We start from the raw sequence: 23478 nt of genomic DNA on the forward strand, positions 1-23478 counted from the left end.
TCACTCTCACGCGACCCCTCGCCGGTCCGCTCCTGCCGGGGCGGGCGGGAGGCCCACCCGGCCGGCTGCGGGGCGCGGTCAGCGCCCGCCGGTCGCCGGGGTGGCCAGCCGGGCGCTGACCCGGACGGTCGTGCCCTGGCCGTCGGCGCGGATCTCCAGCCCGTCGGTGAGCTGCTGGGCGAGCCACAGGCCGCGCTGGCCGACCTGGTTCGGCGCGGGGAGCGCGACCCGCACGTCGACGAGGCCGGGGCCGCCGTCGGTGATCTCACACGTCAACAGGTCGCCGCGCCGACGCAGCCGCAGTTCGCCGCTGCCCCCGCCGTGCCGGACGACGTTGGTGACCAACTCGTGCACCGCCAGCACGAAGTCCTCCAGGGCCATGTCGGCCAGTCCGGCCGCGCCGGCCGCGGCGGCGACGGTGTGCCGCAGCGCCGTCACCTGCCCGCCGGCGATCGTCTCCACCAACAGCGTCACCCCGGTACCCGCACGGGACGCGCCGGTTGCCGAGCCGCCGCCGTCCCCCCCACCGCTGCTCATGGCCGGACCGTACACGGCCCGCGCCCGCCTGGTACGCGCCCCGGGTGGATCTTCCGGCCGGTGGCCCCACACTCAGTCGGACCGGGCCGCGGGCAGCCGGGACATCAACTGGATCTGGGCGGTGCGGGACCGTTCGATGCGGTCGGCGAGGTCACGCACCTCGGCGCCGACCGCCGCCGGCCGGTGCGCGCGGGCCAGCGCGGCGGCTCGGCGCTGGTGGGCGGTGAGCACGGCGACGAGCACGGCGTCGAACCGGTCGGCGGGCGCGGAGCGCAGTCGGTCGAGGTCCGGGTCGGCGGTCGGCGACCCGCCGGGGTGCGCGTGGTGGCCGGCATGCCCGTCGGCGTCGCCGGACGGGGTCGCGGCGGCCAGCCAGCGCCGCATGGTGGCCAGTTCGTCGGCCTCGGTGGCGTCGACGGCGGCGACCAGGGTGCGCAGTTCGGCGTCGGTCACCCGGCCCGCCGCCGCGGCGGCGATCACCCGGGTCCGGTCGTGGTGGGCCACCATCGCCGTCAGGAACGGCACGTCCGCCGGGTCGGGCCGGACCGACGCGGCGGGCGGCGCGCCGGTCCCGCCGGAGGACGAGGCGGGGGCGGCGGCGGGCGCCGCGCAGCCGGCGACCGCGAGGAGCGCGGCGAGCGGGAGTGCCACGACGCGGCGGCGGGCGCCGTGGGCTGCGGTGGGTCTCATGGTGCCGTGGCCTTCCGGGCTGGGCGGGTGTGGCCCGGGACCGGGCCACACCCGGGGCGGGTCAGAGCCGGGTCCAGAGCGCCGGCACGTTCGGCGGCTCCCAGCCGGGCAGGGCGGTGTGCGGCTGGGCGCACCGGTACGTCGCGCCGCCGTAGGTGACCTGGTCACCCACCTGGTACGCCTGGCCGGCGGTCCAGGTGCCGGACGGGGCCGGGGTGGTCGGCGCGGGCGTGGTCGGGGCCGGCGTGGGGGTGCGCGTCGGCGACGGGGAGGTGGTGGGGGTGGGCGTCGGGTTGCCGCCGCCCCCGCCGATCTGGAGGTCGACGCAGGAGTAGAAGGCGTTGGCGGTGTCGGCGATGTTCCAGATGGCGAGCAGCTTCTGCCGGCCCGAGAACCCGCCCAGGTTGACGCTGTGCGAGACGGTGGCGGCCGGCTGCTGCCCGTTCCCGTTGACCACGGCGACCCGGGTGCCACCGATCCAGTACTCCCAGTTGCTGGTGGCGTGCCGGGCGGTGTTGGTCCAGGTGAAGGTCACCGTGCTGCCGACCGAGGTGGCCGGCCAGCCCCGGGCGTCGTCGTTGAGGACGGCGAACTGGCTGATCCCGGCGTGGCAACTGCGCAGCCCCTTCGGGCCCTCGACGCTCTGCGGCTCGTACTTGATCTGGCCGCAGTCGGGCACCCGGTTCTGGGCGCAGAGCGCCTGCCGGCTCGGCGGGCCGGAGACGTACCCGTGTGCCTGGGCGGGCACCGCGACGGCCAGCGAGGCGACGACGGCACCCGCCGACGCGAGCGGGAGGACGACTGTTCGACGCATGTGGATGCTCCTTCGGATCGAGGCGGGCGCCGGCACACCGCCGAGCTGGGGGAACGCGCCCACCGTGGGGGATGCGATGAACATAAAGTAAACATTCTTAACAGTAAATACCCCAGCCGGAAAACATCCCCGCCAGCCCCGGCGCCGACCACCTCGCCGCCACCCACGCGACGGCCCGCCGGCCGCGCCGGGCAGGACCCCGTCGCCCCAGGCCGCCCGGGCCGCACCGGCGCGGGCCACGTCCGACCAGGCCGCCGCAATCCATTCCGCAGCGGCAGCACATATCTCCGGTTCCGCTCCGACAAAATGTCATTGACGGCTGTTGACCGATTTGGGCGCGCCCAGCAAGTCGACAGGGGGCCAAGAAGGCTGCTTTTCCGATAGGGAAATCGTAGATATCGGGGGCGGGGGGAATCGGCAATCCGACCGCACCGGGAGAGGCACACGGAGGGTGACAACGGGTACCGCGCCCGCGGGCCGCCGGCCGGGCATAGATCCAGCCCAGGAGGCTGTCCAGGCCAGGCGACCCGACAGGACGACAACCGGCGGTCACGACGGGGCGCCAACCGCAGCGCCGGGCAAGCAGATTGCGAAATGCACGGGTTGACGCGCCGCACCCCCGCGACAATCATTGCTGTCACTGGACGGCGATTATCGCGATTCCGGATAGGCGACGTTTTCCCATGTCAGCGGGTTTATTCGCGACCTCCGTCGAACGCGTCGGTCGCCGTTGGTGTCCAGCCAGGAAATGCACCATCGGAACACCTGCCAGCAACGAGCGAGGAGCCCGCCGGTGAAGGGGAACGACGAAGCACCCGCGCCGCCCCGGCCACTGCCGGCGGCGCGCCACGACCGACCGACGGACCGTCTCGCCCTGCACGGGGGCGCGCCGGTCCGTGGCACCCCCTGGCCCACGTACGACAAGGGCGCCGTCTTCGTCCATCCCGAGGACGAGGAGGCGGCCTGCCGGGCCGTGCGCAGCCACCTCTACTTCCGCTACGACCACCGGCCGCAGCACGAGACGGAGTGCGGCCGGTTCGAGGACGAGCTGTGCCGCTTCTTCGGCACCCGGCACGCCCTCGCGGTGTCCAGCGGCACCGCCGCCCTCGCCCTGGCCATCATGGCCGCCCGGGTGGCCCCGGGCTCGCTGGTCGCCTGCCCCGGATTCACCTTCGTCGCCACGCCGAGCGCCATCGTCATGGCCGGGTGCCGGCCGTTCCTGGTCGAGGTGGACCAGGATCTGCGGATGGACATCGACGACCTGCGGCGCCGCTGGGATCCCCGGATCGGCGCGATCCTCGTGGTGCACATGCGCGGTTTCGCCGCCGACGCCGAGGCGCTGGCCCGGTTCGCCGCCGAGATGGGGGTGCCGCTGATCGAGGACGCGGTGCCCGCGCTGGGCGCCGAGCTCAACGGCCGCAAGCTCGGCACGTTCGGGGCCGCCGGGGCGTTCAGCACCCAGTCCGACAAGGCGCTCAACTGCGGCGAGGGCGGCTTCCTGGTCACCGACGACCGGGAGCTGTTCGCCCGGGCGGTGGCGCTGTCCGGGGCGTACGAGGGGCGGTTGCGGCGGCACTTCCCCGACGGCGAGCCGCCCCTGACCGGCCTCGACCTGCCCCTGCTGAGCCTGCGGATGGACGAGATCCGGGCCGCGCTGCTACGCGCCGAGATGGCCCGGCTGCCGGAGCGGCTGCGGCTGTTCCACCGCAACTACGGGTACGTCGCCGACGCGCTGGCCGACCTGCCGGGCATCGCGATCCGCCGGCCGGTCGCCCCCGGGGCGTACCTCGGTGAGGCGTTCGTGTTCCGGGTGCCCGGCGGCGACGCCGGCTGGTTCGCCCGCGCGCTGTGCCGGGAGGGCGTCGACGCGCGCAACATCGGCGCCGACGACGACCTCAACGTCCGCGCGTTCTGGAACTGGCGGTTCGTGTACGACACCGACGACGTCGACGAGATCCGGGCGATGCTGCCGCGCACCGCCGGGTACCTGCGCGAGGCGGTGGACGTGCCGCTGTCGTCCAACCTGACCCTCGACGACTGCGACGACCTGGTGCGGGCGGTCCGCAAGGTGGCCGCCGCCGCGCCCGGGCCCACCGAGCCCGCCCCGGCCGCGCCCGTCCCGGCCGGGCCCGCGTCGGCCGGGACGGCGGAGCCGGTGCGCCGATGACGGCCGCAACCACCCGCACCGTGCCGCGACTGGCCCTGGTGGGTATCTTCGGCGGGCTCTTCGCCGGGTACCTCGGCCTCACCGCCGTGCTCCCGGTGCTGCCCGGCTTCCTGCGCGACCGGCACCACGCCGGGGACCTCGTGGTCGGGCTGGTCGTCACGGTGACCGCGGTGACCGCGCTGCTGGTCCGGCCGGTCGCCGGGGCGCTGGCCGACCGGTACGGCCACCGCGCCGTGATGCTCACCGGCGCCCTCGTGGTGGCCGGCGGCGGGCTGCTCTACTTCCTGCCGCTCGCGGTGCCGGTGCTGGTGGCGGTACGGCTGCTGCTCGGCGCCGGTGAGGCGGCCCTGTTCACCGCCGGGGCGGTGTGGGTGGTGGCGCTGGCCCCGCATGAGCGCCGCGGCCAGCTCATCGGCCTGTACGGGATGAGCATGTGGGGCGGCATCTCCGCCGGCACCTTCCTCGGCGCCACCCTGCAACAGGTCTCCTTCGCGGCGGTCTGGGCGCTCGCCGCCGCCGCTCCCCTGCTGGCCGCCGCCTTGGTGGCCATCGTCCCGGTCCCGCCCCGGGACCCCGCCGCCGCACCGGCGAAGGGTGGCGGCGGGCTGCTGCTGCGCCCGGCGCTGCTGCCCGGCACCGCGCTCGCCCTCGGCGCCGCCGGGTACGCCGGCCTGGCCGCGTTCGTCGTGCTGCACCTGGACGCGCGCGGGATCGGCTCCGGCGTGGTGGTGCTGAGCTGCTTCAGCGCCGTGTACGCGCTCACCCGCCTGGTCATCGGCCACCTGCCCGACAAGCTCGGCCCACGTCGGGTGGCGGCCTGGTCGGCGGCCGGCGAGGCGGTCGGCCTGGTGATCATCGCGGTGGCCCCGAACCTGCCCGTCGCCGTGGCCGGCGGCGTGGTGACCGGCGTCGGGTTCTCCCTGCTGCACCCGTCGCTGGCGCTGATGGTGATGAACCGGGCCGAGCCGACCCGGCAGGGGGCGGCGATCGGGGCGTACACCTCGTTCTGGGACCTGGGGCTGGCGGTGTGGGGGCCGGTGACCGGCCTGGTCGCGGCGAGCCTCGACTATCCAGCGGTGTTCGGCGTCGGCGCGGCCTGCGCCGTCGCGGCGGCGGTGCTGGCGGCGTGGATCGGCCGCCCGGCGACCGGTCCCGGCGCCGCCCGGCCCGCAGGACGAGAGACGGAGGCCCGGGCGGCATGAGCGACCTGACCGTCCTGTGCGTCACCGGCTGGTGCCGCAACGGCAGCACCATCATCGGCAACGTGCTCAACGAGGTGCCCGGCTTCTTCCACGTCGGCGAGCTGCACTTCCTGTGGAAGAACTCCACCGGCCGGGGCGTCAACGACCTGTGCGGCTGCGGCGCCCCGCTGACCGGCTGCGACATCTGGTCGCGGGTGCTGCCGGTCGGCCGCCCGGCCGGGACGTCGCCGGACGCGCACGCCGCGGCGGTGATCGGCCGCCAGCGGTCCCGGGTGCGGACCCGGCACACCTGGCGGGTGCTGCGCCGGGGCCTGTACGACGACGAGATCCGCGCGCACGCCGACCTGATGGGCCGGGTCTACCGGGCCGCCGCCGAGCGCGCCGGGGCGCACACCATCGTGGACACCACGAAGATCCCCGGCGAGGCCGCGCTGCTGCCGTACGTTCCGGGGATCACCCCGTACTACGTGCACCTGGTCCGCGACCCGCGCGCGGTGGCGCACTCCTGGCGGGAGCCGAAGCAGTACGTCTACGCGATGTCGGCGGCGCGCAGCACCGCGTACTGGCACGGGTTCAACCTGGCCTCGGCGGCGATCACCCGGCGGTTCCCCGAGCGGTCGACGCTGCTGCGCTACGAGTCGTTCACCGCCGACCCGGCCGGCACCGTCGACGCGCTGCTGCGGCTCTGCGGGGCCGACCCGGCCGGCAACCCGGTGCGCGGGCGGACCGTCGAGCTGCGCACCAACCACACGGTGACCGGCAACCCGGACCGGTTCCGCACCGGGGTCACGGTCATCCGGGACCGCGACGACTCCTGGCGGCGCACCCTGTCCCGGGCCGACCGGCTGGCCGCGACGGCCCTGGCCCAGCCGCTGTTCGCCCGCTACGGCTACCGGTCGGCCCCGCGCGGGGCGGACCGGGTATCACCGACCAGCGGATCAGGGAGGTAACGAGCGTGGATCTCGGGCTCAGGGGACGGGTGGTCCTCGTCGCGGGCGGGTCCAGCGGGATCGGGCTGGCCTGCGCGAAGGAGTTCGCCGCCGAGGGCGCGCACGTGGCGATCTGTGGCCGCGACCCGGACCGGCTCGCCGCCGCCGAGCGGGAGCTGGCCGGGGTGGGCACCGGCCGGGTCAGCGCCACCAGCGTGGACGTCACCGACACCGACGCGGCCCGCCGCTGGGTGGACGGGGTGGCCGCCGACCTCGGCGCGGCGCACGTCCTGCTGGTCAGCGGCGGCAGCCCGCCGGTCGGCACCGCCGCGCTGTTCGAGGTGGACGACTACCGGGCCGCCGTCGACCGGGTGCTGCTGCCGGCCGTCGGGCTGGCCATGGCGGCGCTGCCGCACCTGCGCGCCGCCGGCTGGGGACGGCTGATCTTCGTCGCCTCCGAGACCGCGAGCGTGCCGATCGGCCCGCTGGTGCTCTCCGGGGTGACCCGGGCCGCGCTGGTCCGCTTCGCCCAGGGCCTCGCCGTCGACGTGGGCCGCGACGGGATCACCGTCAACGTGCTCGCCCCCGGCAGCGTGCGCACCCCGCCGATGGAGCGGGCCGCCGCCCGGCTGGCCGGCGACGGCGACGTCGAGGAGCAGCTCGCCGCCATGGGCCACCACAGCGCGCTGGGCCGGCTGGCCGACCCGGGGGAGGTCGCCGCCGTGGCCGCGTTCCTGGCCAGCGAGCGGGCCTCGTTCGTCACCGCGGGCGTGCACCTGATCGACGGCGGCGCGAGCGCCACCGGCCCGGAGCTGCCACACCTGACCGGCGTCCGCAAGGACACCTACGCCTGACCCCTCCCCCGATCCGGCGGCGGCGACGCCGGCCGGCGGCACAGCACGAAGGAGTGCGTGATGTCCACGACCAGCCCCACCTTCACCGAGCGGGACGTCTCCGAGTTCTTCGACGAGACCACCCAGACCTACCTCAGCTTCTGGGACAGCGAGGGCGTGCTGCACACCGGCTACTTCGCCGACGACACCGACGCCGACTACCACGCCGCCGCCGACCGGACCTCCGACCTGCTCGCCACCGAGGCGGGCATCGACGCCGACTCGACCGTGCTGGACGTGGGCTGCGGCTGCGGCAACTTCCTGCTCCGGCTCGCCGGGCAGACCGGCTGCCGGGGCGAGGGGCTGGACCTGAGCATCGAGCGGATCCGGTTCGCCCAGGCCAAGCTCGCCGAGCGCGGGACGCCGGGGATCGCCTTCCGGCACGGGTCGGCCACCGCCCTGCCGTACTCCCCGGGCAGCTTCAGCCACGTGGTCAGCCAGGACGCCCTGTTCCTGGTGCCGGACAAGCCGCGCAGCCACGCCGAGATGCACCGGGTGCTCGCCCCCGGCGGGATCCTGGCGATCACCGACTTCCTCCAGCCGACCACCGAGATCGGCGAGGCCGCCCGCCGGCACGTCTACGACCGGGTGCGCTGGAGCAACGGCTACTCCCTCGACGGGTACGCCGGGGCGCTCACCGAGGCCGGGTTCGAGGTGCTGGCCGCCCGCAGCCTCGACGAGCACATCCGGCAGACGTACCGGGTGCTCGGCGAGACCGCCCGGCAGCGGGCGGCGTCCACCGACGACCCGGCCGCCCGGGAGTGGATCCTCGGCTTCGCCGCCTCCTGCGCGGAGATCCAGGCCGCGATCGACCGGGGCGAGTTCGGCTGGGGCATGTTCGTCGCCCGCAAGCCCGCCGCGCAGTGACCGTCCGACCACGACCCGAGGTGTGAGCCCATGCAACGAACCGACGTCATCAAGCGCACGATCGCCGAGGTCGTCGAGGACCGCAAGAAGCAGCTCTCGCCGGGGCAGGTCTTCGTCGACGCCTTCGCCGCGCAGGGCTTCGACACCCGCGTCGAGTACGACGTCACCATCACCGACTCGCTGACCAGCTCCCGGCGCAAGCCGCGCTACCCGTCGCGGAACGTGCTGAAGGTGGTGGACCTGTCCCGGGACCCGCAGGAGTTCTACTGGCACGAGAGCCCGGCCCGCCCGGACGACCCGGCGGTCGACGGCGCCGACCTGCGGCGGGAGGCGGCCAACCACTTCCACCGCTCCCCCATCCCGCCGCTGTTCACCACGAAGGCGTGGGTGCAGGTCCCGGACGGGCTGTGGGACGACCCGACGAGCTTCGCGGAGTTCATCAACTACCGCCTCGTCGTGCGGCTGGCCACCGCCGAGAACGTCACCATCCTGCGCGGCGAGGGTGGGCTGCTCACCATGCCGGACATCGCCCGGCTCACCGACCCGGGCCCGTTCGGCTCCACAATCCTGTCCGCCTGCAACGAGGTGGAGCAGAACGGCAGCACCGCCGACGGGCTGATCATCAACCCGGCGGACTACTACCGGCTGCTCGGCTCCGGCACGCTGATGCGCGACGTCGAGGAGAACGGCGTGTTCATCGTCCGGACCCGGCTGGTCGACCCGGGCACCGCGATCGTCGGCGACTTCGGCCACGGCGCGCTGCTGTTCGACGCCGGCCGCTCGATGATCGGTTTCGCCGAGCCGCCGCCCGGCACGTTCGCCGAGCCCGGTCTGGCGCTGACCGCCGAGATCTACGAGCGGGTGGTGCTCAACCTGCCCACCTGCTTCTTCGTCGTGAGCGTGTAGGGCGCGGGCGATGTCGACGACGCCCGCGCCACGCCCGCCCGGCGACGAGCCCGACGTGCTGGTGGTCGGCGCGGGCATCGTCGGCCTGTTCTGCGCCTGGTTCCTGGCCCGCGCCGGCCACCGGGTCACCGTCGTCGACCGGGGCGAGGTCGGCGACCCGGCGGCCTGCTCCTCGGGCAACACCGGCTTCGTCGGCACCCAGGGCTCCGCGCCGCTCGCGGAGCCCGGCGTGCCGGCCAAGGGGCTGCGCTACCTGCTGAACCCGGAGAGCCCGTTCCACGTCCGGCCCCGCTGGGATCCGGCCCTGCTCGCCTGGCTCTGGCACTTCCGCCGGGTCTGCACCGAGGCCGACGCCCGGGCCGCCTTCGACGTCCTGCTGTCGCTCAAGCAGCGCAGCCTGGCCATCCTGCACGAGGTGTGCGCGGCGGGGCCGCTCGCCGACACCCTCACCGCGCGGGGCATGCTGCTGGCCTGCAAGACCCCGGAGGGCTTCGACCAGGCCCGCCGCTCGGTGCCGGCGGCGGTCGCCCGGGGAGTGCCGCTGCGGGTGCTCGAACCCGGCGAGCTGGCCCGCCTCGAACCGGGCGTCGAGTTCGACGTGGCCGGGGCGCTGCTCAACGCCGAGGGGGCCGCGCTGCGCATCCCGGCGTTCCTCGTCGAGTTCGCCCGGGTGCTGCGGGGCATGGGCGTGGACATCCGCACCGACACCGAGGTCCGCGACTTCGAGGTGGCCGGGGACCGGGTCCGGGCCGTGCGCACGAGCCGGGGGGACCTGCGCCCGGCCGAGGTGGTGATCGCCGCCGGGATCTGGTCCGTGGCCTGCGCCCGCAAGCTGGGCCTGGACCTGATGCTCCAGCCGGCCAAGGGCTACGCGGTCACCGTCGCCGCCCCGCAGACTCCGCCCCGGCTGCCGATCCTGCTCAGCGAGGGCAAGGTCGCCGTCATGCCGCTCGGCGACCGGCTGCGCCTCGCCGGCACCCTGGAGCTGACCGGGATGGACGTCTCCGTCGCACCCCGTCGGGTCGACGGCATCGCGCGCACCGTCCGGTCGTACCTGCCGGGGCTGGACACCGACCGTCGGGTGCGGGTGTGGAGCGGGCTGCGTCCCTGCACCCCGGACAGCCTGCCGCTGCTCGGCCGCGCCGGGGGGTACCGCAACGTCTGCGTGGCCGCCGGGCACGGCCACATCGGGATGGGGCTGGCGCCGGCCGGGGGGCGGCTGATCGCCCAGCTCGTCGGCGGCGTCCGCCCGGAGCTGGACCTGGCCCCCTTCGCCGTGGACCGCTGGCGGCGGCGCTTCCCGCGCCGCCGCCCGACCCCAGGGAGTACGCGATGACCGACGACGCCCCCATCGGGGTGCTCTGCCTGGACACCTCGTTCGAGAAGATCCCCGGGCACATCCGCAACCCGGCCACCTTCGACTTCCCGGTGGTGTACCGGGTGGTCGAGGGGGCGACGCCGCGGCGGCTGGTCCGCGAGGCCGACCCGACGCTGCTGGAGCCGTTCATCGCGGCGGCGAAGGACCTGGAGGCCGCCGGGGTCGCCGCCATCACCGGGGCGTGCGGCTTCCTGGTGCTGTTCCAGGCCGAGCTGGCCGCCGCCGTGTCGGTGCCGCTGTGGTCGTCCAGCCTGGTCCAGCTCCCGATGGTGCACCGGATGGTCGGGCGGCCGGTCGGGCTGCTGGTCGCCGACGAGAACGCGCTGACCCCGCGCCACCTCGCCGCGATCGGCGCGGAGTCGGTGCCGGTGCGGGTCACCGGGATGGCCGGCCAGCCGGAGTTCCGGGAGGTGATGTTGGAGGGCCGCCGCGACGCCCTGGACGCCGACCGCCTCGGCCGGGAGGTGCTCGACCGCGTCGACCGGCTCGCCGAGGCGCACCCGGACCTGGGCGCGCTGGTGATCGAGTGCACCGACCTGGTGCCGTTCGCGCACGCGATCCAGGCCCGGCTGGGGCTCCCGGTCTTCGACATCGTCACCCTGACGACGATGCTGCACGCCACGCTCACCCGCCGCCCCTACCCCCACCCCTGACCCACCCCCACCCCGCACCCCCACCCCTGACCCACCCCCACCCCGCACCCCCACCCCGCATCCGCGCAATTTCACGGAAAGAGTGGTCATTCCGGCCGGGATAGCCACTCTTTCCGTGAAAGAGCGGGCGGGCGGGGCGGGCGGGCGGGGCGAGCGAGCGGGGCGGGCGGGCGAGCGCCGGGGCCGGATCCGCGGCGGGCACCGGCGGCGCCGCGGGTCAGGCTCGGCGCGCGTACGGGGCGATGGGGTTGGCCAGGGTGCCGGCGAACTGGAGCGCCGCCGAGGGGTCGGACAGGTCCACCATCTGCTGGTTGTTGCGTAGCTGGAGCCGGTTGAGACAGGAGTGGGCGAACTCCGGGACGAACAGGTCGTAGCGGCGCAGCCGGTCGGCCAGGTGCGGGACCCGCTCGGCGTAGTCGGCCGCGCAGTCGGCGACCGTCCGCCAGAACTCCTCCTCGGTGAGCAGCCCCGCGTCGGTGAACACCACGTTGAGGTGACGCAGGAAGCAGGAGAACACGTCGGTGAAGATCGACAGCAGCTTCTCGTCGTCGGGGATGTCGGCCCGGACGCGGTGCACCGCCTCGGGCAGGTCGGCGTCCGGGTCCATCACCACGATCTCCTCGGCGATGTCCTTGAAGACCGCCCGCTCGACCGCCCCGTCGCGCAGCACCAGGATGACGTTCTCGCCGTGCGGCATGAACGCCAGGTCGTACGCGTAGAGGGAGTGCAGCAGCGGGACGAGGTACGCGTCGAGGTACCGGCGCAGCCAGCCCCCCGCCGGCAGCCCCGACTCCGCGACCAGCGCGGCGGTGAACGAGCCGCCGGCCGAGTCGACGTGCAGCAGCGACGCCATGGTGGCCAGTCGTCGCCCCGGCTCCAGGCCGGGGACGGGGCTCTCCCGCCACAGCGCCGCCAGCATTTTCCGGTACGGGGAGTACCGGTCGGTGGCCGCCTCGAACCGGCGGTTGCGGTACCCGATCGCGGCCCGCTCCCGCAGGATGGTCAGCCCGGTGACCCGGAGCACCTCGTCGCGGTCGATCAGGTCGGCGAGCCAGTCGTTGATGGCCGGGGTGGCCTCCATGTACGCCGCCGACAGCCCCCGGACGAAGCCCATGTTCAGCACGGACAGCGCGGTCTTGACGTAGTGCCGTTCGGGGCGGGTGACGTTGAAGAAGGTGCGCACCGACTGCTGGGCCAGGTACTCGTCCGGGCCGGGGCCGAGCAGGACGAGGCGGCGCTCGGCCACGTCGGCGGCGAAGGTGACGGCGAGGCGGTTCCACCACTGCCACGGGTGCACGGGGAGGAACAGGTAGTCGGCCGGGTCGAGGCCGAGCCCGGTCAGCGTGGCGGCGAAGCCGGCCAGCACGTCGGCGCCCAGCTCGTCGCGCAGCAGCGCGTCGGCGTCGGTGTCGGTGGAGCAGGTGAAGGTGGTGTGGTCGCGGTGCGCGGCGAGCCAGAGCAACCGCACCGGCCGGCCGACCTCCGGGGCGTACCGGTGATACTCGTCGATGCCGAAGCCGATCCGGCCGTTGTTGGCGACGAAGCCCGGGTGGCCCTCGGTCATCCTGGTCTCGATGGTCTGGAAGTCGGCGCGGGCCAGTTCGGCGGCGACGATCTCCGGCCGGTCCAGCTTGTACGCCCACCCGGCCAGGGTGGAGGTGATCTCCTCCAGGTACACGGGCAGCACCCGGTCGGTGAGGCCGAGCGCGCCGCGCAGCTCCACGCACAGGTCGAGGGCGTCCAGGGGCAGCTCCGCGCCGTCGCGGCGGCGGGTGATGCTGTCCGGGTCGATCCGCCAGTGGTCGAGGGCGAGCCGGCGGGCGGCGAACCGGTAGGTCACGACGCCGTCGTCGCTGGCCACCTCGTACTCGGCCGGCTCGCTGGGGGCGGCGGGGCCGACGGGCTCAGGGGTGAGCAGCCGCTCGTGGGCGAACTCGGCGAGCGCCTTGCGGACCAGCAGCCGGTTGGCCCGCGCCCAGGTGTCGGGGGTGAGGTGGGCGACGGCGTCCTGGGGGTCCACGATGGTCGGTCCTTCGCTGCTGGTGGGGGCCGGGCCGGTGGCGGCGGCGAACTGGGCGCGGGTGCAGAAGCTGAGCAGGGCGGTCTTGGCGGGCAGGGCGAGGGGTCCGGCGGGGACGAAGCCGACGGCGGCGTTCAGCGCGTGCACGGCCGTGTTGCGCACGTCCGGCTCGACCACCACCCGGCGGTGCGCCGGGTCGGCGAACAGCCAGTCCATTACGACGGTGATGACGGCCCGGGTGAAGCCGGGGACGGGGGCGTCGGTGGGCGCGCAGAGGAAGTGCATGCCGACGTCGCCGGGGCGGGCCGGGTAGCGGCCGGCCAGCTCGACCCGCGCCGGGTCGTACCGCTCGACGAGGAAGGCCGGCTCGCCCCGCCACAGCCCGACGAACGCGTCGTGGTGCTCCTCGGCGGCGATGCGCGCGTACTCGGCGGCGACCCGGGCCACGTCGGCGTCGGCCATCAGCCAGAACGCGGCTTTCGGGTGGGTCACCCAGGAGTGCAGCAGCGCGGCGTCGGCGACCGGGTCGAGGGTACGCAGGGCGAAGTCGCCCAGCCGGGGGTCGGTGCGGGTGTGCACGACCTCGGTCACGCCTGCACCCCCGCCGGCACGCCGAACTCCTGGAACGCGATTCGCCGCTCGACCGGGTAGTGCTCGCGGCCGAGCAGCTCGCGGATGATGACGGCGTTGCGGTACGGGCCCATGCCCAGGTCCGGCGAGGTGACGCTGTGGGTGTGGGTGCCGCCGTTCTGGAGGAACACCCGGCCGGCGTGGTCGACGCTGTAGTCGCGGGCCACGTCGAACCGGCCGTGGGTGTCGAAGCGCAGCAGGTGACGCACCGGGTCGAGGAAGTCCGGCACCGCGTGGCGGTACCCGGTGGCCAGCACCAGGCCCTCGGTGGCCAGGGCGAACTCCCCCTCCTGCTCGACGTGGCGCAGCCCGAGGGTGTACCCGCCGGCGGCCGGGTCGTGCCGGGCGCTGGTCACCTCGGTGTTGGTGAGCAGTCGGGTCTCCACCGGCCCGGACACGCTCTTGGCGTAGAGCAGGTCGTAGATGTCGTTGATCAGATCGGCGTCGATGCCCTTGAACAGCCCCTTCTGCTCGGCTTCCAGCCGGTAGCGGGTGGGCTCGGGCAGGGCGTGGAAGTAGTCGACGTAGTCCGGGGAGGTCATCTCCAGGGTGAGCTTGGTGTATTCGAGGGGGAAGAACCGGGGCGAGCGGGTGACCCAGTTCAGCCGGTAGCCGTACGTGTCGATGTCGCCGAGCAGGTCGTGGTAGATCTCGGCGGCGCTCTGCCCGGAGCCGACCACGGTGACGCTGTTCTTCTCCCGCAGGGCGGCCCGGTGCTCCAGGTACGCCGAGGAGTGCACCACGTCGCCGCCGAGCCCGGCGCAGGCGGCCGGGACGTGCGGCGGGGTCCCGGTGCCGAGCACCAGGTGCCGGGCCCGGTGGGTGACGGTCTCGCCGGTGGCGGTGACGGTGGCGCGCACGGTGAACAGGTCGTCGGCCTCGTCGTGGGTGACGGCGGTGACCCGGTGGCCGAAGCGCACCCCCGCCAGCTTCGCCGCCGCCCACCGGCAGTACGCGTTGTACTCGCTGCGCAGCGGGTGGAACCTCTCCCGGATGTAGAACGGGTACAGCCGCCCGGACTCCTTGAGCCAGTTCAGGAAGGAGTACGGCGAGGTGGGATCGGCGAGGGTGACCAGGTCGGCCAGGAACGGGGTCTGCAACCGGACGGTCTCCAGCAGCATCCCGGGGTGCCAGTCGAAGGAGTCGCGGGCCTCCAGGAACAGGCAGTCCAGGTCGGTCAGCGGCTCGGTGAGACAGGCCAGGCCCAGGTTGTACGGGCCGAGCCCGACGGCGATGACGTCGTTGGTGGACATGGGTTCGCTCTCTGCGCGGGGGCGGGGGGTGGGCACGTTCGCGGTCAGCCGACCGGGCAGGGGGTGACGGCGGCGGTCCGCTCGTGCACGTACCGGCCGGCGTGCTCGGCGATGAGGTCGACGACGTGCGCCACGTCGTCCAGCGTGGTCTCCGGGTTGAGCAGGGTGAACTTCAGGTACTGCCGGCCGTCGACCTTGGTGCCGGCGACGACGGCCGCGCCGGAGGCTGCGAGGGCCCGGCGGGCGTACCGGTTGGCGTCGTCGGCCAGCACGGCCGCCGGCCCGGTGGGCAGGTAGCGGAACACCACGGTGCTCAGCGCGGACCGGGTGACCACCTCGAAGCGGGGGTCGCCGGCGAGCAGCCGCCACGCGCCGTCGGCCCGGTCGATCACCTCGTCGAAGAGCGCGCCGACCGCGTCGGGGCCCATCATCCGCAGGGTGAGCCAGAGCTTCAGCGCGTCGAACCGGCGGGTGGTCTGGAGGCTCTTGTCGACCTGGTTGGGCAGCTGCTCCCCCGTCGCCCGGGGGGCCGGGTTCAGGTAGTCGGCGTGGTAGGTGGCGTGCCGCAGCGACCGGCCGTCGCGGACCAGCAGGGCGCTGGAGGAGACCGGCTGGAAGAAGGACTTGTGGTAGTCGACGGTCACCGAGTCGGCGCGTTCGATGCCGGCGAGCAGGTGCCGCCGGGTGGGCGAGACCAGCAGCCCGCAGCCGTACGCGGCGTCGACGTGCAGCCGGACCCCGGCGGCGGCGCACCGGTCGGCGATGGCGTCGAGGGGGTCGATGGAGCCGAAGTCGGTGGTGCCGGCGGTGGCGACGACCGCCATCACGGTGAGCCCGTCGCGGTGACAGCGGGCCAGCTCCTCGTGCAGGGCGGCGGGGCACATCCGGCGGTCGGCGTCGGTGGGTAGGGCGATCACCGCGTCGGCGTCGAGGCCGAGCAGGGTGGCCGACTTCTGCACGCTGAAGTGGCCGGCGCCGGAGGCGAGCACCCGCAGCCGGGGCAGCAGCTCGCGGCGGGACGTCGCGGTCCGGGCGCACGCCTCCTCCCGGGCCAGCAGCAGGGCCTGGAGGTTGGACTGGGTGCCGCCGCTGGTGAACACGCCGTCGGCGGCGGGGCCGAGGCCGATGCGCTGGGCCGTCCAGTCGATCAGGCGGCGCTCGATGAGGGTGCCGCCGGCGCTCTGGTCCCAGGTGTCCAGGGAGGAGTTCACGGCGGTGAGCACGGCCTCGCCGAGCAGCGCGGGGATCACCACCGGGCAGTTGAGGTGGGCCAGGTAGCGGGGGTGGTGGAAGTAGACGGCGTCGCGCAGGTACACGTCGTCCAGCTCGTCGAGGGCGGCGGCCGGGTCGGCGAGCGGGCGGTCCAGGTCCACGGCGGCGACGGTGGGGGCGAGCTCGGCCGGGGTGACACCGGTGAACGGGCGGTCGGTGCGGGCGATCCGGGCGCTGACCCGGTCGACCCCCTCGGCCAGCACCCGCCGGTACTGCTCGGCGGTGCCGGTGGTCAACAGGTGGGCGCGGGGGTTCGCCGGAGTGCCGGTTGCGGGCGGCACGTCCGGAGCGGGACGACCCGGGATGCTCATGCGGTTCCTCGACGGTCGGTGGGACTCGGGGCCGGCGGTGCTGCGGGGGCGACCGGCCACCCCGGCGGCCGGGGCGCCGGGGGCGCTCAGGGCCACGGTCGGGCGGTCGGTGACCCCGGCGGGCGGGGCGCTCGGGGGCACGGTCAGGCCGCGGCGCCGGCGAGGGCCTCGCCGCGCAGGGCGTCCTCGGACGCGCCCCGCCGCCAGTAGCCGGAGAAGGCCACCCGGCGGCGGTCGGCGCCGCGCTCCTGCACGAGGTGCCGGCGCAGGCCGCGGACCGTGGCGGACTCCCCGGCGACCCACGCGTACGGGACGACGCCGGGCAGCCGGGCCGCGCGGACGGCGTCGCGCAGCAGCCCGGAGCCGGGCGGGGTGGTGCCCCGGACCAGCCAGGTCACCTCGACCCCGGGCGGGGCGGGCAGGTCCTGGATGTCGGCGACGTGTGGGACCTCGATCCAGGCCCGGGCCCGGGCCCCGGTGGGCAGCCACTCCAGGATCGCCCCGACGGCGGGCAGCGCGGTCTCGTCGGCGGCGAGCAGCGCCCAGTCGCCGCCGGCGTCGACGGGCATTACGGGCGCGGCCTGCCCGGGGTGGGGCAGGAACAGGTTGACGCTCTGGTCGCGCCCGCCGCCGGCGAAGGCGGTGAGCTGCGGGCCGCCGAGGGTCACCCGGGTCATCGTCGGGCCGAGCCGGCGGGCGCGCACGACCTGCGCCTGGTAGAACCGGAACCGGGTGGCGAGCGGGTCGAGGGTGGTGCCGGCCATCCGGTCAGCTCACCTTCTTCGCGGCGGCGATCGCCTTGGCGAGGTTCTCCAGCAGCGGGGCGGCCCCGGCGTACGAGAAGCGCGGCACGGCGTCCCACGGGGTGACCTGGTTGGCCCGCACCGCCGGGAGCTGCGCCCAGGTGGGCTTCTTGGCCAGGTCGGCCGGTTGCAGGGCGGTGGCGCGGTTGTCCAGCAGGATCAGGTCGGCCGGGAACTTGCCGGCGTTCTCCCAGCTCAGGCTCTCGAAGTAGTCGCCCTGCTCCAGCTTGGTCGGCACCACGATGTCGACGCCCAGCTCGGCGAAGTACATCAGGTCGGTGCTGACCTTCGGGTTGGAGGCGTAGAACAGGTCGGGGCTGCCGGAGGCGGCCAGCACCTTGATTCCGGGGTTGGCCTTGACGGCCTGCCGGACGGACTCGGCGGCGGCCTCGAACCGGGCCTTGGCTTCGGTGACCTTCTTCGCGTTCAGGTCGGCGCCGAGGGACGCGGCCAGCTCGGCGTACCGCTCGATCGGGCGGTTCATCGGCACCCGGGCGGTGGTGATGGTGACGGTGGGGGCCAGGGCGAGGATCTTGTCGCGGCTCTCGTCGGGGACGTACCAGAAGGCGCCCGGGTCGTACATGTGGGTGACCAGCAGGTCGGGGTTGAGCGCCGCGTACCTCTCGACGCTGAACTCGCCCCAGACGTTGCCGAGCACGGTCACCTTGCCGACGTCGAGGTCCCCGGCCTGCGGCTCCTTCGAACCGTCGGCGCGGGTGGTCTCGCCGAACACCCCGACGAGCTGCGCGTCGAGTCCGAAGTCGACCAGGGCGGCGGCCACGCCGGTGAAGGCGACGACGCGCTTCGGGGTGGCGTCCCGGGTGACCTTCTCGGGCCGGTCGTCGGTGAACGACCAGGGGCCGCTGCCGGCGGCCGGCGAGGAGGCTTCGTCGTCCTTGCCGCCGCAGCCGCCGAGCAGGGCGCCGAGGGCGAGGGCGCCGCCGGCGGAGAGCAGGCCGCGGCGGGTCAGGCGCGGACGGGAAACGGGTACGGGCATGGCGGCTTCTTTCCGTTCCGGGGTGGTCCGATGACCGAGGGCGAGGTTAAGTTACCCTAACCTAAGTTGTTGTCAACAGCACCGCCGTCGATTCCCACCACACAGGAGCCCGCACTGTCCGTCATCGAACCGTCGCCGACCGCCCCCGCTCCGACGGCGACGCCCCCGCCCCGCCGGGGCCGGCCCGCGGCCCGCCTGGCCGGGCTGCTGGCCGCGTTCCTGCTGCTGGTGGCCGTGGTCGCGGTCAGCCTCGCGGTCGGCGCGAAGCAGCTCACCCTCGCCGAGGTCTGGCAGGGGCTGGTGGACCCCGACTCCCCCGCGCACGCCGTGGTGCGGCAGATGCGGCTGCCGCGCACCCTGCTCGGTCTGCTCGCCGGCGCGGCGCTCGGGGTCGCGGGCGCGGTGATGCAGGCGGTCACCCGCAACCCGCTCGCCGACCCCGGGCTGCTCGGCATCAACGCCGGCGCGTCGGCGGCCGTGGCCACCGCCGCCGGGTTCTTCGGCGTCGCGGGTGTCGACGGGTACATCTGGTTCGCCCTGGCGGGCGCGGCGGCCGTCACCGCCCTCGTCTACGCCGTCGGCGGCGGCCGGGGCGCCACCCCGGCCCGGCTGGCCCTCGCGGGGGCGGCGCTCAACGCGGCCCTCTACTCGTACGTCAGCGCGGTGATGCTCCTCGACGCGGCCTCGCTGGAGAAGATGCGGTTCTGGACCGTCGGCTCGCTGGCCAGCGCCGACCTGGCGACCGTGGTCCGGGTGCTGCCGTTCGCGGCGGCCGGGCTGGTGATCGCCCTGGCGGCGGCCCGGCCGCTCAACGCCCTCGCCCTCGGCGACGACCAGGCGCGGGCGCTGGGCGCCCGGCCCGCCGCCGTCCGGGCGGCCGTCGTCGTGACGGTCACCCTGCTCTGCGGCGCCGCGACGGCCGCCTGCGGGCCGCTGGTCTTCGTCGGGCTGCTGGTGCCGCACCTGGTCCGCGTCCTGACCGGACCGGACCTACGCTGGCTGCTGCCGGCCTGCGCGCTGCTCGCCCCGGTGCTGCTGCTCGGCGCCGACGTGGCCGGCCGGGTGCTCGGCCGCCCCGGCGAGATCCAGGTGGGCATCATGACCGCCGTGCTCGGCGGCCCGCTCTTCCTGCACCTGGTCACCCGCACCCGGGCGGTGCGGTCGTGACCGTCGTACGGGTACGCCACTGGTCCGTGCGGTTCCGGACCCGGGCCCTGCTGGTGGGTCTCGGCTGCGTGCTGGCCGCGCTGGCCCTGGGCGTGCTGTCGGTCGGTGGCGGCGACTACCCGATGAGCCCCGCCGACGTGCTGCGCACCCTCACCGGGGGCGGCACCCCCGCCGAGGACTTCATCATCGGCGAGCTGCGGCTGCCCCGGCTGGTCACCGCCCTGCTGGTCGGAGCCGCGCTGGCCCTGGGCGGCGCCGTGTTCCAGGCCCTCGTGCGCAACCCGCTCGGCAGCCCCGACATCCTCGGCGTCACCCAGGGAGCCGCCACCGGGGCCCTCATCGTGGTGGTGGTCGGCGGCAGCACCCTCGCCCTGGCCGGCGCGGCCGTGGTCGGCGGCCTGGCCACCGGCCTGCTGCTGTGGGCGGTGGCCTGGGCGCGCGGCGCGCACGGCCACCGGCTGATCCTCGCCGGCATCGGCGTCGCCGCGATCCTCACCGGGGTCAACGGCTGGCTGCTGACCCGGGGGCAGCTCATGGACGCCGCCCGCGCCGTGCTCTGGCTCACCGGCAGCCTCGACGGGCGCGGCTGGGCGCAGGCCGTCCCGCTGGCCGCCACCCTGGCGGTGCTGGTCCCGGTGGTGCTGTTCGGCTGCGGGCCGGCGCTGCGGATGACCGAGCTGGGCGACGACACGGCCGCCGCGCTCGGCGTACCGGTGCGGGGTCTGCGCACGGTGCTGCTGGTCGCGGCGGTGCTGCTGGTCTCCGTCGCCGCCGCCGCGGCCGGGCCGGTCAACTTCGTCGCGCTCACCGCACCGCACCTGACCCGCCGGCTGACCCGCGCACCCGGGCCGAACCTGGCCGCCGCCATGGCGCTCGGCGCGGCGCTGCTGGTCGCCGCCGACCTGGTCGCCCAGCGCGCCTTCACCGGGCACCAGCTCCCCGTCGGCGTGGTCACCGGCGCGCTCGGCGGCGGCTACCTGGTGTGGCTGCTGGCCACCGAACGCAAGGCGGGCCGGCTGTGACCGGCGATCTGGAGACTGGAGCACCCCTGATGCAGCCCGGCACCCCTCGGCTCAGCGGCGACGGCCTGACCCTCGCATACGACAAGCGGACCATCGCCGAGGGGCTCACCGTCGCCGTCCCCGACCGGTCGTTCACCGTCGTCATCGGACCGAACGCCTGCGGCAAGTCCACCCTGCTGCGCGCCCTGGCCCGGATGCTCCGGCCGGCCGCCGGCACGGTGCTGCTCGACGGGCGGGACATCCACGCCCAGCCGGCCCGCCGGGTCGCCCGGACTCTCGGGCTGCTGCCGCAGACCGCCACCGCCCCCGACGGCATCACGGTCGCCGAGCTGGTGGCGCGGGGCCGGTACCCGCACCAGGGGCTGCTGCGGCAGTGGTCCCGCGACGACGAGCGGGTGGTCGACGAGTCGATGGCCGCCACCGGCGTGGCCGACCTCGCCGACCGGCTGGTCGACGAGTTGTCCGGCGGGCAGCGGCAGCGGGTGTGGATCGCCATGGCCCTGGCCCAGCAGACCGAGCTGCTGCTGCTCGACGAGCCGACCACGTTCCTCGACATCGCCCACCAGATCGAGGTGCTCGACCTGTGCGCGACGCTGCACGAGGAGCAGGGGCGCACGCTGGTCGCGGTGCTGCACGACCTCAACCAGGCCGCCCGGTACGCCAGCCACCTGATCGCGATGCGCGACGGTGCCGTGGTGGCCGCCGGGGCGCCCCGGGAGATCGTCACGGCGGAGCTGGTGGAGCGGGTGTTCGGGCTGCCCTGCCGGGTGATCGACGACCCGGAGACGGGTTCTCCGCTGGTTGTCCCCGCCGCGCGGCGAGCAACGGCGGTACGTGCCTGAGCAGCCGCTGCCCGTACCGCTTCCGGCCTCGTCGACTTCGTAGCGCCTGAAAGGAACCCTGGCGGAGGCTGCTGGAGGAGCTGACCGAAATGGTACGCCGGGCGACGCCGGCCGGGGGCCGCGTTGGCCGGGTCCGCGCCCATCCGGTCCAGCCACTCCCCCCGGCTCGACCTCGGGCGGCGCGAAGCCTCTCGACCGCAGCCAGCCCAGCGCGGTGTCCAGACGCAGCAGCCACCCGGCGGCCAGGTGGAAGGTGCGGTCGGCCGCCGAGGGCTGCCGGGACAGGGTGACGATGGCGTCGCTGACGTAGTCCACGGCACCAGGTCGAACGCGGCTTCCACTCCGGCGGGCGCGACCTGGGCCTGGACGCAGCCCTTGAGCATCAGCCACAGGTAGTCGCCGCACTGACAGGCGCCGGTGCGGCTGTGCCCGGCGCGAGGGCCGGGCACAGCGTGCAGCAGCCCACGGATGATCGCCGCCGCCTGATCCTGGTTGCGATCCTCGTCCGGCGCGAGGGCCGGGCGCAGCACGGCCAGCCGTTCGCCAACAAGACGCAGACCACCTCGTTGCGATCCTCGCCTGGCGCGAGGGCCGGGCGCAGCTGGCCAGACCGGAGAACGCATCCTGCCAGTCGTAGACGTTGCGATCCTCGCCCGGCGCAAGGGCCGGGCGCAGCGCCGCCGCCCGGGTCACGGTCGCGTACGAAATCCTGCTGTTGCGATCCTCGCCCGGCGCGAGGGCCGGGCGCAGCGGTGAACCTGCCGGACGGGGCGTCGCCGCTGACGCGGTTGCGATCCTCGCCCGGCGCGAGGGCCGGGCGCAGCGCACGGCCCGCCCCTGCCGCCGGCGTGGATCGGCGGGTTGCGATCCTCGCCCGGCGCGAGGGCCGGGCGCAGCGCACCTGTCCACCGCCTGGTCCGACCTGACCGGGGGGTTGCGATCCTCGCCCGGCGCGAGGGCCGGGCGCAGCTGGCTGCGCGCCGAGTTCAACCCGGGCGGCACCATGACCGTGTTGCGATCCTTGCCCGGCGCGAGGGCCGGGCGCAGCCCGCGCACGCATCAGCGCCTTGATGCCGCCGCCGATGTAGTTGCGATCCTCGCCCGGCGCGAGGGCCGGGCGCAGCCTCGCAGGCATTCATCCCATGCGGCGGGTGGGGGGACGTTGCGATCCTCGCCCGGCGCGAGGGCCGGGCGCAGCCACGCCGCGACCGCCAGCCGAGCTGCGCGACCGCGCGTTGCGATCCTCGCCCGGCGCGAGGGCCGGGCGCAGCGACCACCGGACCGCACCCGCGGGCAGCGGGGGCGGCGGTTGCGATCCTCGCCCGGCGCGAGGGCCGGGCGCAGCCCACCAGCGAGCCGTCATCCTCGGCGGTGACCAGCGTGTTGCGATCCTCGCCCGGCGCGAGGGCCGGGCGCAGCGTGTCGGCTCCCGGGGTGCAAGCTGCCGCCCGACGGGTTGCGATCCTCGCCCGGCGCGAGGGCCGGGCGCAGCTACTCGCTGGCCTGGGTGCGGATCACCCAGGAACCAAAGTTGCGATCCTCGCCCGGCGCGAGGGCCGGGCGCAGCTTGGAGGACGACATGCCACTGACCACCGGCGATATCGAGTTGCGATCCTCGCCCGGCGCGAGGGCCGGGCGCAGCCCGCCGACGCTCCCTGGAGATCGACGCGACCCTGCCGTTGCGATCCTCGCCCGGCGCGAGGGCCGGGCGCAGCGCGGAAGCTCGCAGACCCGAACGTGCCCGACGTCGAGTTGCGATCCTCGCCCGGCGCGAGGGCCGGGCGCAGCTCCCAATCCAGCTCGTCCTTGAGCCGGATGTGCACCGTTGCGATCCTCGCCCGGCGCGAGGGCCGGGCGCAGCGGCGTACACGTGGTGATCACGGCGGTGCGCTGGGCGGAGTTGCGATCCTCGCCCGGCGCGAGGGCCGGGCGCAGCACGGTGTTCTACCGGCCCATGCTGGCCGCCTCACTGATGTTGCGATCCTCGCCCGGCGCGAGGGCCGGGCGCAGCCGCGAGGATCCGCCGGGCCGGCACGGGGCGGGTGCGGTTGCGATCCTCGCCCGGCGCGAGGGCCGGGCGCAGCGGTGGTCGCCATGAGGCCGGCCAGGGGAGTGCTACAGGTTG

At 74.9% G+C, this 23478-nt stretch carries 19 protein-coding genes and 1 CRISPR repeat array; of the genes, 11 read left to right on the forward strand and 8 right to left on the reverse strand.

Annotated features, from left to right (window positions below):
* Positions 1 to 78: 78 nt before the first annotated feature.
* The 3 genes from C5N14_RS18215 to C5N14_RS18225 form a co-directional block, all read right to left on the reverse strand.
* Positions 79 to 537 carry an ATP-binding protein gene (locus C5N14_RS18215; protein ID WP_117669287.1) on the reverse strand — a complete coding sequence of 153 codons (459 nt, stop codon included), beginning with the start codon at positions 535 to 537 and terminating at the stop codon, positions 79 to 81.
* Positions 538 to 609: 72 nt separating this feature from the next.
* Positions 610 to 1227 carry a DUF305 domain-containing protein gene (locus C5N14_RS18220; RefSeq protein WP_117669288.1) on the reverse strand — a complete coding sequence of 206 codons (618 nt, stop codon included), beginning with the start codon at positions 1225 to 1227 and terminating at the stop codon, positions 610 to 612.
* 61 nt (positions 1228 to 1288) lie between these two features.
* A complete protein-coding gene (locus tag C5N14_RS18225) occupies positions 1289 to 2041 on the reverse strand; it encodes a lytic polysaccharide monooxygenase (protein WP_117669289.1) in 753 nt (250 codons plus the stop codon).
* A 793-nt stretch (positions 2042 to 2834) separates the two neighbouring features.
* Here C5N14_RS18225 and C5N14_RS18230 point away from each other — a divergent pair.
* The 8 genes from C5N14_RS18230 to C5N14_RS18265 are packed head-to-tail and all read left to right on the forward strand — an operon-like array spanning position 2835 to position 11036.
* Entirely contained in the window at positions 2835 to 4208 is a 1374-nt protein-coding gene (locus C5N14_RS18230) for a DegT/DnrJ/EryC1/StrS aminotransferase family protein (protein WP_243639733.1), read from the forward strand.
* A complete protein-coding gene (locus tag C5N14_RS18235) occupies positions 4205 to 5410 on the forward strand; it encodes an MFS transporter (protein WP_117669290.1) in 1206 nt (401 codons plus the stop codon). The genes C5N14_RS18230 and C5N14_RS18235 overlap by 4 nt, the downstream gene beginning before the upstream one ends.
* Positions 5407 to 6360, forward strand: a complete 954-nt coding sequence (locus tag C5N14_RS18240; RefSeq protein ID WP_117669291.1) for a sulfotransferase — start codon at positions 5407 to 5409, stop codon at positions 6358 to 6360. Before C5N14_RS18235 ends, C5N14_RS18240 begins: the two co-directional genes overlap by 4 nt.
* Positions 6361 to 6365: 5 nt before the next feature.
* Positions 6366 to 7193: an SDR family NAD(P)-dependent oxidoreductase gene (locus C5N14_RS18245; RefSeq protein WP_117669292.1), complete on the forward strand. Its 828-nt coding sequence runs from the start codon at positions 6366 to 6368 to the stop codon at positions 7191 to 7193.
* A 60-nt stretch (positions 7194 to 7253) separates the two neighbouring features.
* Positions 7254 to 8099 carry a class I SAM-dependent methyltransferase gene (locus C5N14_RS18250; protein WP_117669293.1) on the forward strand — a complete coding sequence of 282 codons (846 nt, stop codon included), beginning with the start codon at positions 7254 to 7256 and terminating at the stop codon, positions 8097 to 8099.
* Between the two features lie 30 nt (positions 8100 to 8129).
* A complete protein-coding gene (locus tag C5N14_RS18255) occupies positions 8130 to 9005 on the forward strand; it encodes a family 3 encapsulin nanocompartment shell protein (RefSeq protein WP_117669294.1) in 876 nt (291 codons plus the stop codon).
* 10 nt (positions 9006 to 9015) lie between these two features.
* Entirely contained in the window at positions 9016 to 10341 is a 1326-nt protein-coding gene (locus tag C5N14_RS18260) for an FAD-binding oxidoreductase (RefSeq protein WP_117669295.1), read from the forward strand.
* Positions 10338 to 11036: an aspartate/glutamate racemase family protein gene (locus tag C5N14_RS18265; RefSeq protein WP_117669296.1), complete on the forward strand. Its 699-nt coding sequence runs from the start codon at positions 10338 to 10340 to the stop codon at positions 11034 to 11036. Before C5N14_RS18260 ends, C5N14_RS18265 begins: the two co-directional genes overlap by 4 nt.
* 217 nt (positions 11037 to 11253) lie before the next feature.
* Here C5N14_RS18265 and C5N14_RS18275 read toward each other — a convergent pair whose 3' ends face one another.
* The 5 genes from C5N14_RS18275 to C5N14_RS18295 form a co-directional block, all read right to left on the reverse strand.
* Positions 11254 to 13647, reverse strand: coding sequence for a GNAT family N-acetyltransferase (locus tag C5N14_RS18275; RefSeq protein WP_207892777.1), 2394 nt, complete (start codon positions 13645 to 13647; stop codon positions 11254 to 11256).
* Positions 13644 to 14939, reverse strand: a complete 1296-nt coding sequence (locus tag C5N14_RS18280; protein ID WP_117669298.1) for a lysine N(6)-hydroxylase/L-ornithine N(5)-oxygenase family protein — start codon at positions 14937 to 14939, stop codon at positions 13644 to 13646. Before C5N14_RS18280 ends, C5N14_RS18275 begins: the two co-directional genes overlap by 4 nt.
* A gap of 44 nt (positions 14940 to 14983) precedes the next feature.
* Positions 14984 to 16522, reverse strand: coding sequence for an aspartate aminotransferase family protein (locus tag C5N14_RS18285; protein ID WP_117669332.1), 1539 nt, complete (start codon positions 16520 to 16522; stop codon positions 14984 to 14986).
* Positions 16523 to 16665: 143 nt separating this feature from the next.
* Positions 16666 to 17286, reverse strand: coding sequence for a siderophore-interacting protein (locus tag C5N14_RS18290; protein WP_117669299.1), 621 nt, complete (start codon positions 17284 to 17286; stop codon positions 16666 to 16668).
* Positions 17287 to 17290: 4 nt separating this feature from the next.
* Complete coding sequence (locus C5N14_RS18295; RefSeq protein ID WP_117669300.1) at positions 17291 to 18322, reverse strand: ABC transporter substrate-binding protein; 1032 nt, start codon at positions 18320 to 18322, stop codon at positions 17291 to 17293.
* A 66-nt stretch (positions 18323 to 18388) separates the two neighbouring features.
* Between C5N14_RS18295 and C5N14_RS18300 the strand changes: the two genes are divergently transcribed.
* From C5N14_RS18300 to C5N14_RS18310, 3 genes are read left to right on the forward strand one after another with little or no spacing between them, the layout of a single operon-like run.
* Positions 18389 to 19489 (forward strand): iron ABC transporter permease, encoded by a 1101-nt coding sequence (locus C5N14_RS18300; protein WP_117669301.1) that lies wholly within the window; start codon positions 18389 to 18391, stop codon positions 19487 to 19489.
* Complete coding sequence (locus C5N14_RS18305) at positions 19486 to 20511, forward strand: iron chelate uptake ABC transporter family permease subunit (RefSeq protein WP_117669302.1); 1026 nt, start codon at positions 19486 to 19488, stop codon at positions 20509 to 20511. Before C5N14_RS18300 ends, C5N14_RS18305 begins: the two co-directional genes overlap by 4 nt.
* A gap of 29 nt (positions 20512 to 20540) precedes the next feature.
* Positions 20541 to 21353, forward strand: coding sequence for an ABC transporter ATP-binding protein (locus tag C5N14_RS18310; RefSeq protein WP_117669303.1), 813 nt, complete (start codon positions 20541 to 20543; stop codon positions 21351 to 21353).
* 415 nt (positions 21354 to 21768) lie between these two features.
* Positions 21769 to 23437: a CRISPR direct-repeat array (repeat unit 37 nt; unit sequence GTTGCGATCCTCGCCCGGCGCGAGGGCCGGGCGCAGC).
* The last annotated feature ends 41 nt before the right edge of the window (positions 23438 to 23478 follow it).

Source organism: Micromonospora sp. MW-13 (assembly GCF_003434305.1).
GTDB lineage: Bacteria > Actinomycetota > Actinomycetes > Mycobacteriales > Micromonosporaceae > Micromonospora.

Bases quoted from the DNA above. Each gene is read 5' to 3' on its own strand.
- C5N14_RS18215 (WP_117669287.1), bottom strand. From the start codon at position 537: ATGAGCAGCGGTGGGGGGGACGGCGGCGGCTCGGCAACCGGCGCGTCC.
- C5N14_RS18220 (WP_117669288.1), bottom strand. From the start codon at position 1,227: ATGAGACCCACCGCAGCCCACGGCGCCCGCCGCCGCGTCGTGGCACTC.
- C5N14_RS18225 (WP_117669289.1), bottom strand. From the start codon at position 2,041: ATGCGTCGAACAGTCGTCCTCCCGCTCGCGTCGGCGGGTGCCGTCGTC.
- C5N14_RS18235 (WP_117669290.1), top strand. From the start codon at position 4,205: ATGACGGCCGCAACCACCCGCACCGTGCCGCGACTGGCCCTGGTGGGT.
- C5N14_RS18240 (WP_117669291.1), top strand. From the start codon at position 5,407: ATGAGCGACCTGACCGTCCTGTGCGTCACCGGCTGGTGCCGCAACGGC.
- C5N14_RS18250 (WP_117669293.1), top strand. From the start codon at position 7,254: ATGTCCACGACCAGCCCCACCTTCACCGAGCGGGACGTCTCCGAGTTC.
- C5N14_RS18255 (WP_117669294.1), top strand. From the start codon at position 8,130: ATGCAACGAACCGACGTCATCAAGCGCACGATCGCCGAGGTCGTCGAG.
- C5N14_RS18260 (WP_117669295.1), top strand. From the start codon at position 9,016: ATGTCGACGACGCCCGCGCCACGCCCGCCCGGCGACGAGCCCGACGTG.
- C5N14_RS18265 (WP_117669296.1), top strand. From the start codon at position 10,338: ATGACCGACGACGCCCCCATCGGGGTGCTCTGCCTGGACACCTCGTTC.
- C5N14_RS18280 (WP_117669298.1), bottom strand. From the start codon at position 14,939: ATGTCCACCAACGACGTCATCGCCGTCGGGCTCGGCCCGTACAACCTG.
- C5N14_RS18285 (WP_117669332.1), bottom strand. From the start codon at position 16,522: ATGAGCATCCCGGGTCGTCCCGCTCCGGACGTGCCGCCCGCAACCGGC.
- C5N14_RS18290 (WP_117669299.1), bottom strand. From the start codon at position 17,286: ATGGCCGGCACCACCCTCGACCCGCTCGCCACCCGGTTCCGGTTCTAC.
- C5N14_RS18295 (WP_117669300.1), bottom strand. From the start codon at position 18,322: ATGCCCGTACCCGTTTCCCGTCCGCGCCTGACCCGCCGCGGCCTGCTC.
- C5N14_RS18310 (WP_117669303.1), top strand. From the start codon at position 20,541: ATGCAGCCCGGCACCCCTCGGCTCAGCGGCGACGGCCTGACCCTCGCA.